12 protein-coding genes are annotated in these 12,137 nt (G+C 31.2%); 10 read left to right on the top strand and 2 right to left on the bottom strand.

What is annotated here, in order from left to right:
• Positions 1-155 precede the first annotated feature (155 nt).
• Together IAE45_RS18060 and IAE45_RS18055 are read right to left on the bottom strand one after the other, a co-directional pair.
• Positions 156-959: an SDR family NAD(P)-dependent oxidoreductase gene (locus tag IAE45_RS18060; RefSeq protein ID WP_200127739.1), complete on the bottom strand. Its 804-nt coding sequence runs from the start codon at positions 957-959 to the stop codon at positions 156-158.
• A gap of 135 nt (positions 960-1,094) precedes the next feature.
• Positions 1,095-1,391 carry an ArsR/SmtB family transcription factor gene (locus IAE45_RS18055; protein ID WP_200127737.1) on the bottom strand — a complete coding sequence of 99 codons (297 nt, stop codon included), beginning with the start codon at positions 1,389-1,391 and terminating at the stop codon, positions 1,095-1,097.
• 485 nt (positions 1,392-1,876) lie between these two features.
• Between IAE45_RS18055 and IAE45_RS18050 the strand changes: the two genes are divergently transcribed.
• From IAE45_RS18050 to IAE45_RS18005, 10 genes are all read left to right on the top strand, one after another.
• The gene (locus IAE45_RS18050) at positions 1,877-2,695 is read left to right on the top strand and encodes a PRD domain-containing protein (protein WP_200127735.1); all 819 of its coding nucleotides are present in this window, start codon (positions 1,877-1,879) and stop codon (positions 2,693-2,695) included.
• 203 nt (positions 2,696-2,898) lie between these two features.
• Positions 2,899-4,305 carry a PTS transporter subunit EIIC gene (locus IAE45_RS18045; protein WP_200127745.1) on the top strand — a complete coding sequence of 469 codons (1,407 nt, stop codon included), beginning with the start codon at positions 2,899-2,901 and terminating at the stop codon, positions 4,303-4,305.
• Between the two features lie 113 nt (positions 4,306-4,418).
• Complete coding sequence (locus IAE45_RS18040; RefSeq protein ID WP_200127728.1) at positions 4,419-5,858, top strand: 6-phospho-beta-glucosidase; 1,440 nt, start codon at positions 4,419-4,421, stop codon at positions 5,856-5,858.
• Positions 5,855-6,646, top strand: a complete 792-nt coding sequence (locus IAE45_RS18035; protein ID WP_200127726.1) for a ChbG/HpnK family deacetylase — start codon at positions 5,855-5,857, stop codon at positions 6,644-6,646. The genes IAE45_RS18040 and IAE45_RS18035 overlap by 4 nt, the downstream gene beginning before the upstream one ends.
• Positions 6,647-6,724: 78 nt before the next feature.
• On the top strand, positions 6,725-7,501 hold the full coding sequence (locus tag IAE45_RS18030; RefSeq protein WP_200143155.1) for a Cof-type HAD-IIB family hydrolase: 777 nt from the start codon (positions 6,725-6,727) through the stop codon (positions 7,499-7,501).
• Positions 7,502-7,519: 18 nt separating this feature from the next.
• On the top strand, positions 7,520-7,987 hold the full coding sequence (locus IAE45_RS18025; RefSeq protein ID WP_233619183.1) for a heme-binding protein: 468 nt from the start codon (positions 7,520-7,522) through the stop codon (positions 7,985-7,987).
• Complete coding sequence (locus IAE45_RS18020) at positions 7,983-8,960, top strand: Gfo/Idh/MocA family protein (RefSeq protein WP_200127741.1); 978 nt, start codon at positions 7,983-7,985, stop codon at positions 8,958-8,960. Before IAE45_RS18025 ends, IAE45_RS18020 begins: the two co-directional genes overlap by 5 nt.
• Positions 8,961-8,983: 23 nt before the next feature.
• On the top strand, positions 8,984-10,012 hold the full coding sequence (locus IAE45_RS18015) for an NAD-dependent epimerase/dehydratase family protein (protein WP_200127722.1): 1,029 nt from the start codon (positions 8,984-8,986) through the stop codon (positions 10,010-10,012).
• A 40-nt stretch (positions 10,013-10,052) separates the two neighbouring features.
• Positions 10,053-10,526, top strand: coding sequence for a PTS sugar transporter subunit IIA (locus IAE45_RS18010; protein ID WP_200127720.1), 474 nt, complete (start codon positions 10,053-10,055; stop codon positions 10,524-10,526).
• 485 nt (positions 10,527-11,011) lie between these two features.
• Positions 11,012-11,305, top strand: coding sequence for a PTS sugar transporter subunit IIC (locus IAE45_RS18005; protein ID WP_200127718.1), 294 nt, complete (start codon positions 11,012-11,014; stop codon positions 11,303-11,305).
• Positions 11,306-12,137 lie beyond the last annotated feature (832 nt).

Genomic DNA, 12,137 nt, shown 5'->3' with positions numbered 1-12,137 from the left:
TCTAGTCTACACACCTTAATTTTTCTGTCTAGTTAATTGTAGCCTATCCAACCATTCCTATTTTTAAAGAATATGTTTGATGCCCTTTTTTTATAAGTAAGAACGGTTTACATTATTTATATTATCAACTTTATTTAAGGTTTCTAATAATATAATTACTCGTTTAAAGAACTTCTTCCTAGGCGTTCAGAAAGAACAGCCATGAATTTACGTGTTACAAAACGGGAACTATTAGCAATCAAATAGTTTTTTATTCCGTCAACTACATAAGTACGATTTCTTTCTAGACCACGAAAAGCAGTTCTCACAACTGATTGAGGTGTTCCCGTAACCCCGCCGGGCATATCTGAAGTACCAACTACATCGAAGAAACCAGTTTTAGTAGCACCTGGACAAAGGGCAAGCACACGAATTCCTAGATGACGATTCTCAGCCCATAGAGATTCAGAAAAAGATAATACAAATGCTTTTGTAGCAGCATATACGCCCATATAAGGAAATGGATAGAAGGCCAAGAACGACGACACATTTACAATAATTCCTTCTTGCTTATGTTGCATGTATGGTAAAAATTGAGCAGTCATATCCATAACTGACGTTATATTAAGTTCGACCATTTGTCGATATTGATCCATAGAATCTTCCTGAAATTTACCATGACTACCAAATCCAGCATTATTAATTAAAATGTCTACATTTAGACCAAGAGCTTTAACTTTGTCTGCAACTTCGATAGCGGCACCTGGTTTCGAAAGATCACTAACCAAAAAATAGCTATTTACTCCATAGGTTGTTCTTAACTCATTTGCAAGAACTTCCAATTTGTCTTTGGAGCGAGCTACTAGGATTAAATCACTTCCCTTAGCTGCAAGTTCTTTAGAATATTCTTTGCCAATACCTGATGAAGCTCCTGTAACAAGAGCGATTTTATTTCTATAATTTATCATAATTTTACTCATGAATTTCTTCCCTAATTCAAGTAAAGTTAAAAGAAGTTTTCATGATCTCCTTTCTTTGATTCGAGATTTTAATTGTTTTCAGAGACAATTAGATTAAGACGATTTACTCAAAGGTTCATTAAAGTTATCCCTAAACTAAAGTTTATTTAATAGATCCATGAATCCTTCAACATTTTTCTTAACACAATCAATATTTAGGTGATAAATTCTTTCTTTACCACTTTTTTCAACATAAACGAGGTCTGACTGTAAAAGTAACTTCAAATGATGCGAAATTGCGGGTCTAGATAAGGACATTTCCTTTGTGATTTCAGTAACACTCATTCCTCCTTTTTCAAATAAAATACTGACAATTTCCTGTCGGTTATCTTCTTGTAACATAGAAAAAAAAGAAGTTGATTCTCGCAATAGTTCCAAAAATGATTCTTTCATAAAAGCCTCCTATTATTAATAAAAATAATTATAACTAAATGAGTTTAAACGTGTCAACTTTTAATGTTTACTATAATATTAATCATTAAAAAATAAATTTTAATGGTAAATAACGTTAAGTAAAACCAAATCTCGTACAAAAAAATAAGATAACTGATATTTCATAAAATTTTGTTGATAGAAAGAGTATATTAATTATACTGATATAAAAATAAATTGTGAAATAAAATTAATAGAGTTAAATAGTTTAGTTACCTTTAACTATCTCTCAACAAAATTAGGGTTGACTAAGCAAATTCAATATGATTTAATGATTTTGAGATAATTTGTTACTCTTCGGAGGCATGACTATCAGAGCACCATGATTTAAATTTTATAATTATAAAATTATTACCCAATGAATTCGTTTTGTTGCAACCGTTTACTTTTAGGGAGGGCTGGAAGCAAAAGACAAGGAGGGGAGATTTCTGAGGGCAATAAGGAAATTGAACAATAATGTTGTAATTTGTTTAGACAACAATAATTGTGAAGTTATTGCTATGGGTAAAGGACTTGGTTTTGGGGAGTTACCACGTGAAATTTCACTTTCAGAAGTTGAACGTAGTTTTTATAATATTGATCTAAATGGACAAAATATTATGAAAGATTTACCAACTGAAATAGTTATTTTTACTGCAAAAATTATTGATATTGTTTCAAATGAATTACCATATGAGTTGAGTCCAAATGCGGTATTATTATTATCCGATCATATAGCATTTGCTATTGAGAGAATTAAAAATAGTATGGGTGTTAAAATGGGGCTTTTGTATGATGTTAAGCAGAGGTATCCATTAGAATACAAAATTGGAAGGTATATTGTATCGAAAATTTACAAAGAGTTTCGTGTTTTACTACCAGAGGAAGAAATTGCAGCTATTGCACTGAATTTAATTAATGCAAATATCAATCGTAAAATTGATACACAACAAGCTGAAATAAATAAACACATAGATATGTTGGAAGAAATTACAGAAATTGTGGAAAATCAATTTTATATTATTATTGATCGTGAGTCATTTGAATTTTCTAGATGGGCAACACATCTTCAATATTTATTCCAACGAATAGATAGTGACAAACTGATTGATAGTGCGAACTTGCAAATGTATAATACATTTAAATCTGAGTTTGTTGAAGTATCAACATGTGTTGATAAAATTAGTTCTCATATTGCACAAGAGTGGGATAAGCAATTATCTGAGGAAGAAAAGCTTTATTTAATGCTTCACCTTAATCGAATTATTATCAGAAAAGGATTGTAACCTGAAAAGGGCATGACCTCTAGTAACCAGAATACAACTGGTACTAAGAGGTCTTTTTTATTAAAGAACTGGATTGTTACCTATTAATAGGGCATTACCTCCAAAATTATGACAACTATTTGTTGTAATATGGGAGGTCGTTTTTAATTTATGGTAGATGATGACTGCTTAAAGATTAATCAATATAAAAGGGGAGACAGATTATGTCTAAATATGAAAAAACTGCTAATGAAATCCTTTCAAATGTTGGGGGGAAAGAAAATGTTTCATCTGTTACTCATTGTATGACTAGATTACGATTTGTTTTGAAAGATGAGAGCTTAGCAAAAGATAGCAATCTTGAAGAAATAAAAGAGGTTATTAAAGTAATGCATGCTGGAGGTCAAGTGCAAGTTGTTATAGGACCTATTGTTGATAATGTTTATGCAGAGCTAGTAAAAATTGGAGGATTTACTGAGAATGAAAAATTAGATGTTGAAATAAAGGAAGAAGTGAAACAAGAAAGTCCTAAGTTCTCATTTAAAGAAATCGGTAATAATATTATGAAAGCACTAAGCGGGTCAATTACTCCAATATTACCAATATTCATTGTAAGTGGGATAATGAAAATGTTTGCTTTTCTTTTAGGACCAGACATTTTTAACCTATTATCAAATGAGAGTGATCCTATCAGATTATTTAACTTAGTCGGAGATGCTGGATATTATTTTCTGCCAATATTTATTGCTTATAGTGCTGCAAAGTATTTCAATACAAGTATTGTGCTTTCATTACTCTTGGGAGCAGTTTTAATTCATCCAGAAATGTTAGCTATTGTTGAATCTGGAAAATCATTTAGTGTTTATGGTATTCCTATGGTACCAGTGAATTATGTTCAAGCTGTTATTCCAATAATTTTAAATATTTGGATTTTATCTCACATTGAAAAAGCTGTAAAAAAAATAGTACCTGATAATTTAAGAACACTAGGAATACCTGTTCTTACTATGTTAATCATGCTACCAGTTGCTCTTACTATAGTAGGACCATTCACGTCGTTTATAATGGGTGGTGTGGCGAACGTAATAATATGGTTATCGAATACGGTAGGTATGCTAGCAGTTTCAGTTATTGGTGGTATTTGGTCTTTAGTTATTGCAACAGGTATGCACATACCTATTTTTACTGCACTACTTCCAGCAAGTATGGAAATTGGTTATGATGCTATTTTAAGTCCGGGTACAATTTCAGCAGGATTTGCATCTTTAGCTGTGGCACTTGGCTATGGTTTAAGAGCTGCAAAAAAAGAAGATAGATCAATTGGATGGGGATTCCTGATTACTTATGCTTTTGGTAAAGTTAGTGAACCTTTAATTTTTGGTCTTTTATTAAGAAATAAAAAAGCACTTATTTGGAGTATCATTGGAGGTATGAGTGGTGGACTTGTAATGGGTATATTAAATGCAAAAGTATATATTTTCTCTGGTGTTGGATTTCCTTTTATGAATCCGCTGAGATTTGGTCCCGATTTAATTAAAGGAGCAATTGGATGTTTAGTTTCTTTTGGAGTAACTTTAGCTCTGTCCTTGGTATTCGGATTTGAAAGTAAAACAAAAGAAAAAGCAAAATAAGTTTTATTTCTAATCAAATAATTAAAACAAAGTCGAACCTGGATAATACGATTGAAATTTGCGTTAACCAGGTTCGCTAAATATTGAAATTTTAAAGTGGAGGACAAAAATACATGGTATTTAGAAGTGATTTTTTATGGGGTGGCGCAACAGCTGCTAATCAATGGGAAGGTGCATATAATCAAGGTGGACGTGGACTTGCTAATGCAGATGTGCTTCCACATGGTAAAGATCGTAGATCAGTAATCGTTGGTGATCGAGTAATGCTTGATCCGGATTCAGAACATTATTATCCAACTTTAGAAGCTATAGATTTCTACAATCGATACAAGGAAGATATTGCATTATTTGGAGAAATGGGTTTTAAAACTTTACGAATGTCAATTGCTTGGAGTCGCATTTTTCCTAATGGGGATGATACTGAACCAAATGAAGAAGGATTGCAATTTTATGAAGATGTATTCAAGGAATGTTTAAAATACGGTATTGAACCATTAGTCACATTAACTCATTACGATATTCCAATTCATTTAGTTACGGAATACGGGGGATGGCGTAATCGAAAAGTTATAGAATGTTACAAACGTCTAGTTACAGTGCTATTTAAGCGTTATAAAGGGCTAGTAAAAAACTGGTTAACATTTAACGAAATCAATATCATGACGCAAGCATATTTCATGGCCGCAGGTATTATTTTTGAAGAAGGTGAAGATAGATATAGCACAATTTATGATGCTGTTCATCATGTTTTAGTAGCTAGTGCTTGGGCTGTAAAGTTGTGTCATGAAATTGCTCCAGATGCTCAAATCGGTTGTATGCTCAATGCAGGTATTTATTACCCAATGACTTGTAATCCAAAAGATGTACAAGCAGCTCAAAATGAAAATCGTAAGCATTATATGTTTTCAGATGTTCAAGTGCGAGGAAATTATCCTAGCCATGTTCTAAAAGAATTTGAGCGTAATAATTATACATTACCATTTAAGGAAGATGACGATAAAATTTTACGTGAAAATTTAGTTGATTTTGTATCTTTTTCTTACTATTCAACTCGTGTAGTTGAAGCTGGAAGTGACGGAAAATATGATTCTAACTTATTGAAATCAGCTAAAAATCCGTATGTAGAGATGGAACCGTGGGGAAGACATCTAGATCCTGTTGGATTAAGAATTACAATGAATGAAATACATGATCGTTATCAAAAACCCCTATTTCTTGTTGAAAATGGTTTAGGAGCAATAGATGAACCAGACGAGAATGGTTATGTAGAAGATGATTATCGTATTAATTATTTACGTGATCATATTAGTGAAATGAAAAAAGCTGTTGAATTAGATGGTATAGATTTGCTTGGATATACATGCTGGGGACCTATTGACTTAGTATCTGTTGCGACAGGTGAAATGTCAAAACGTTATGGTTTTATATATGTTGATCGGGATGACTTTGGCAATGGAACCTTAAACAGATCTAAGAAAAAATCATTTAATTGGTATAAACAAGTAATTGCGTCTAATGGTGAGAATTTAGGTTCAATTGAGGGAAAAGCATGAAATTATTGATACAATCAGATGACTATGGCATGACAAGAGGAATTTCAAGTGGTGTTATCTATGGAATTGAACACGGACTTATTAAAAACACAGGAATGTTTACTAACATGCCTTTTATCGAAGAATATGTCGAGTGGATAAAACCATTTTTAAACCAAATATGTTTCGGTATAGACTTGAATATAACAACAGGATCTCCAGTATTATCAGCTGAAGAAATTCCAACATTAGTAAATTCAGACGGAGTTTTTGTTTCTAGTTGGGAAAGAAGACAATTAGATATTAATAATGGAGATACATGCTCTGCTTCTTATGAAGATATCTATAAAGAATTTGATGCACAGATAAAAAAATTTATTGAACTGATTGGGAAAAATCCTGACTATATTCATGCCCATGCCTATACGTCTGACTTAGTTATGGGAATTCAAAGAGAACTTTCAAAAAAATATGGAGTTATATATTCTTTTGATGCATGGGATTATATGTCTACTGAACAAAAATATTCTAGCCGAATCAATTGGTACATTAAACCTGCTACGCTTGAAAATCAATTAGCGTCATCTTTAAAGGATTATATTTTAGAAAATAGCGAAAAAATATTATCAAAAGAATATTGTATCGTTATCGGTCACATGGGATTTGTCGATAGAGAATTGATGGATATATCTTCGTATAATATTTATCGTTTAAATGATTTAGATGCGGTCACTAACCGCGAATTTATTAATTGGGTCAAAGATAATAATGTGGAGTTAATTACTTATAAAGATCTAGAGTTAAAATAATTCCTGATTTTTAATAAATTTCCTTTCATGTTACTTAAAATTACTCAAGTGACTTTTAGGAAGAAAGGAAGATTATTATTGAAAGTTATAAGTTTTGACATCGATATGACATTGTTTGATTTTTCAACACAACAAATTTGTTCAAGTGCTTTGGAAACAATCGAGTTATTAAGAAAAAAATCAAAAATTGTATTAGCTACTGGAAGAAATATGACCTTAGATAGTAATCAATACATTATTGATTTATTAAAGCCTGATGCAATAATTCACATGAATGGAACTAAGGTAGAAATAAATGGTGAAATTTTATATGAAGAGTTTATTAAGCCCGAACTTTTAGAGGCTATTATTAATCGATCTGAAAAGATGAGTTGGTGTATTGGAACTTCTCAAAATTCAATTATGTATACAACAAATAAACAAAAAATTATTGAGATTGATACTAACCGATTAGGTTATTGTAACCGAAATTTTTCTGCTTTTAGAAACCTTATGGCAACCAATGTGCACTCATTCATCGCATATGAGAAATCTGAAACACTAGATATCATGGCTGCCGAATTTCCAATGCTTAGATTTGCAAAATTTACGCCTGATTTTGGAGCAGATGTAATTCCCTTAAACCTATCAAAGGCAACGGGTATGAATTTTTTATTATCTACCTGGAATTACAAGTTTAAAGATGTTATTTCTGTTGGAGATAGTATGAATGATTATGAAATTCTAAAAAAATCTGGTATTGGGATTGCCATGGGGAATGCTGATGATGACATAAAAAAAATCGCTGATATCGTTACGGATAATATTAATGAAGATGGTATTTATAAAGCATTCAAAACTTTAGAAATGATCTGATGTGAAGGGGGAAAATAGATGGATTTAGAAAAAGTAACATATCAAGAGCAAATATTGATTTTTGAAGAGTTCAATAATGATATGGCTTTAAGTCTAGCATTAATTATCAGTGAACAGACGAAAGAACGATTTGATAAACCGGTTGGAATTCAAATTTATTATGATGGAAAAATTGTTTTGTACTATTTAATGGAAGGTCGAAAAGAGTCTCCTTGGTTACTTAGAAAAAGAAAAACTGTTTTAGAGAGCGGACATAGTTCTCTTTTTGTAAGACTCAATAGTGGTGATGATTTATATAAATCTTGGGAAAATGATTCTGAATACGCCATCTGTGGTGGCGGATTTCCGATACGTATAAATGGAGGTATCCGCGGTGCCATTTGTGTATCAGGTTTAAATCATCAGGATGACCATCAGTTGATTGTCGATGCACTGTGTAAATTATTAGAAAAACAAACAAATGAAAGTGAGAAAAAAAATGATTAAATTAGGTATTGTAGGGGCAGGTAAAATAGTTCAAGTATTTTTATCTATTACTAAAGATTTACCAGAGATTGAGTTAACTGCTATCATCGGAGTTGAACAAGACAAAGAAAATATGATGGGCTTACAAGAAAAATATGGAATACAAGAAGTTTATACAGAATTTGATAAAGCCTTAACCAATTTAGAAATTGATACTATTTACATCGCATTACCAAATGACTTACATTATAGTTTTACAAAAAGAGCTCTAGAAGCTGGGAAAAATGTGATTTGTGAAAAACCTTTTACCTTATCACTTGAGCAATTATTAGATCTAGAAAAAACAGCTCATGAAAACAAAGTTATTTTAGTTGAAGCAATTACGAATCAATATTTACCTAATTATGAATCAATTAAAAATGAGATAAAAAAGATTGGAGATATAAAGATTGTGGAATGTAACTACTCACAATATTCTTCACGTTATGACTTATTTAAAGAAGGAACTATTCTACCTGCTTTTAATCCTAAAAAAGGTGGCGGGGCTTTAATGGATATAAATATCTACAACATTCATTTTGTCTTAGGATTATTTGGGAAACCAATGAGTGTGAGTTATGCAGCTAATGTTGAAAATGGAATTGATACATCTGGTATTTTATCTTTAGATTATGATGATAAAAAAGTTATTTGTATCGGTTCAAAGGATAGTAGTGCTGATATTCGTTCAGTCATTCAAGGAACGCGGGGATCGATTATTGTAAATGGACCAACAAATGTTTTAGGAAATTATTCAAAACAAATGAACAGAGAAGACCCTTCTTCTTTTAACGATAATACGCATCCACACCGTATGTATAATGAATTTGTTGAATTTAGTAGAATGATTGAAACAAAAGACTTTGAAGCAGCTAAAGAACGAATGACTCACTCAAAAAATGTAATGGAAATTGTTGATTTAGCTCTAGCAGATTCAGGAATTGTTCTAGGATAATTGAATGAGAAGGAGGGTTTCTAGTGGTAAAGAAAGTTTTAATAATTGGTGGAACAGGTACGATATCTTCTCCAACAACGCTCTTCTTAGCTAAACAATCTGATATTGAAGTGACTATTTTAAATCGAGGAAATAAATTGTCAAATTTACCTAAGAATATTGAAGTAGTCAAAGGAGATATTACGAAACAAACAGAGATGAGAATATGGCTTAAAGATAAACAGTTTGATTCGGTTATTCATTTCGTTTTATTTGATGCAGAGAGTGCAAAAGATAATATTGAGTTGTTTAAACATCATACAAAACAGTTTATTTTTATTAGTACAGTAGCTGCGTTAAATCATGAAGAACAATGCTTTATTGATGAAGAGACATCTTACGGGAATTCGTATTCTGGTTACGGGCAAAGTAAAGCTTTAGCAGAAAAAACATTTTTAGAACAATATCAATTTGACGGATTTCCAGTAACTATAGTTCGACCAACGCAAACATATGATAAAGATCGTATTCCTTTAAGTATCAAAGGAAATCATTGTTGGAGTGTTATTGATCGTATGCTAAAAGGAAAAGAAGTTATTGTTCATAGTGACGGACAATCAGTATGGGCAAGTACCCATGCAGAAGATTTTGCAAGAGGCATATTTCCTCTAATTGCAAATGAAGAAACAATTGGCGAAATCTATCAAATTATGAATACAGAAACTCATACTTGGGATATGGTTTATCAAATGTTAGCTAAATTATTAGATGTAGAATATAAGCCTGTATATATATCCTCAGAGTTACTAAGACACTCAAAACAATATCGATTAGAAACGTCCATTCAAGGTGATAAGAGATGGTCAAATATTTTTAATGTTGATAAATTAAAACTTGTTAATCCAAATTTTTCTTGTGAAATTGATTTAGAAACTGGATTAAAGAGATTTTTAAGCTATATGGATGACCATCCAGAGTTAAAAAAAAGTGATGAAGTTTTTGATACGTGGAGTGATGAAACGATAAAACTCTATAAAGAGTCTAAAACAAACTTTTTGAAATTTTTTAAATAATCATACAATGAGAAAGTAAATAAAGGAAGGAAGTTAAAAAATGTTTGGATTTTTAAATAAAAATAAACAACTGGAGCTCTACGCTCCAGCTTCTGGAGAATTAAAATCTATTACTGAGGTTGATGATGCTGTTTTTTCAGAAAAATTACTTGGTGATGGATATGCGGTTGTACCAAACGATCGAGAAGTTACCTCACCAGTAAATGGTATAATTTCAACAGTATTTCCTACTAAGCATGCATTTGGAATTACTACCCCTCAAGGTGATGATGTTCTAGTTCATATTGGAATTGATACAGTTGAATTAAAAGGTGAACCATTCGAAACATTTGTACAGGTTGGGGATAAAGTTACTTCAAAAACTGTTTTGGCTAAAGTAGATTTGCTTAAATTAGCTGAAGCAAATAAAGATAACTCAGTCATGGTTATTTTTACAAACGGTCGAGATATTGGTGACGCTAGGATTGGTTCGAGAATTCAGGTTTTAAAAGGTGACTTAATAGGGACTTTATAATAAGAATCTTTAAAAGGATCTATCATCAGGATGTACGCCTTTCGCAAATATCGTATTGGTTTAAAATTTCGTGTAATAACTTTAGAAATCTTAGAAAATTCCAAAAATTGAAATCCGAGTAAGTTAAAAATACTTCAAATCATCTTTATTATTATATGCTTTGAAAATATTTTTTTGTATAATAATTGTTTATATATCAAATAACACTAAATATAACTATGCTAATTTATTATAGCGATATCAGATACATTTAAAATTTTTCGTTTTATTTAATAAGTATTTAACTGCAGGGAGTTCTTTATACAATCATCAATCCATTTATAATACATTTCTTGTATGGTTCTTAGGAAGAATTGTGTAGGTCTCATTTCTTTCGGTAAGTGAGAAGTGCATTGCTTCTTAGTTATAGGCTCTATCAACTTTAAATTTGTTTTCTTAAGATTTTTACTATCAATGAAACATTGATTTTCGGTGTCCCTATTGTATTGAATCCAATTATGATCATTCCATTTATCTTAACGCCAATGTTAAGGGTAATCTTGGCTTATTTTTCAATGAGTACTGGAATCGTTCCCCTGACGAATGGAGCAAATATTCCATGGACAACTCCGCCTATCATATCAAAATTCTTAGTTAGTGGATGGTGGGGAGCACTATTGAATATTGTTCAAATTGTTCTTTCAATGCTGATTAATTTGCCTTTTCTCAAAACTGCAGATAATTCAGCTTTTGAAATCGAAAAGCTAAATGAAGGACTGGAAAGTAAAAATAATCAATGATACAATTATGAATTAATGCTTTCATTTTGGGAGTTACTTGATGTAAAGCCAGTCGTGTTTATTACTGAAAAGAGTGCACGGCTGGTTTTTCAGTAAAATGATGAGATTAAGGTGCAGAAGGTATCTATTTCTTTGTTTTAGTATAAAAAAATAGAAGTTAGTGTTCATGTGATGGGGAACTGCTTGGATAAGTACATATGAAAAAAACTCTGATAGAGGGGGAAATCTGTGTATTACGAATTATAAAATCTTAAGCCGATTTTTTGAATGATTATAAATCGAGAAGTTTATATGTGAGCTCATTTTATCAAATGCTGGCAGAATTTCTTGCTGTGGAATAAAAACCTGATCTTATAAAAGCAGAATCATTGAGTACATAATAACATATAGCTCGGGACAACTGATTTAAGTCGATAAACAATGACTCATCATGTTTTATAAAGAATAATTCTTGAGATAAATATAGATTTAAAGTCTAAATTATGTTTACTAGATGGATTGTAAACATAATTTAGACTGAGGAAAAGGATCCTATTTAAAATTCTCGAAAACTATAATGTGAAAACATAGTTTTCTTTAATTCTATCAGAAGATCATTCTGTTAATTTGAAAGCACGTGTCTTTATAATGTGCTCTCACAACTAACGTATAAAGCGGGTAAAAATGAAATTCAATAGCGGAACATTTAGAATAGAATTTAAATGTAGCAAATGAAGTAGGGACTTCCTAATTGTATAAACTATATTTAAGTTGAAAGAATATGGGTAAATATGGTTACTATTGGTGTTAGTATCAAATCTTAGACAGCTTTTCGTAGAGACAATAATAAATT

It is taken from the genome of Enterococcus sp. S53 (assembly GCF_016516865.1).
Classification (GTDB): Bacteria; Bacillota; Bacilli; order Lactobacillales; family Enterococcaceae; genus Enterococcus_D; species Enterococcus_D innesii.
The sequence above is the reverse complement of the archived record's forward strand: the minus strand, read 5'-3'. Positions and strand labels throughout refer to the sequence as shown.

What these genes read in the sequence shown, in the direction of transcription:
- IAE45_RS18060 (WP_200127739.1), bottom strand. Translation starts at nt 959, where the DNA reads ATGAGTAAAATTATGATAAATTATAGAAATAAAATCGCTCTTGTTACA.
- IAE45_RS18055 (WP_200127737.1), bottom strand. Translation starts at nt 1,391, where the DNA reads ATGAAAGAATCATTTTTGGAACTATTGCGAGAATCAACTTCTTTTTTT.
- IAE45_RS18045 (WP_200127745.1), top strand. Translation starts at nt 2,899, where the DNA reads ATGTCTAAATATGAAAAAACTGCTAATGAAATCCTTTCAAATGTTGGG.
- IAE45_RS18040 (WP_200127728.1), top strand. Translation starts at nt 4,419, where the DNA reads ATGGTATTTAGAAGTGATTTTTTATGGGGTGGCGCAACAGCTGCTAAT.
- IAE45_RS18035 (WP_200127726.1), top strand. Translation starts at nt 5,855, where the DNA reads ATGAAATTATTGATACAATCAGATGACTATGGCATGACAAGAGGAATT.
- IAE45_RS18025 (WP_233619183.1), top strand. Translation starts at nt 7,520, where the DNA reads ATGGATTTAGAAAAAGTAACATATCAAGAGCAAATATTGATTTTTGAA.
- IAE45_RS18010 (WP_200127720.1), top strand. Translation starts at nt 10,053, where the DNA reads ATGTTTGGATTTTTAAATAAAAATAAACAACTGGAGCTCTACGCTCCA.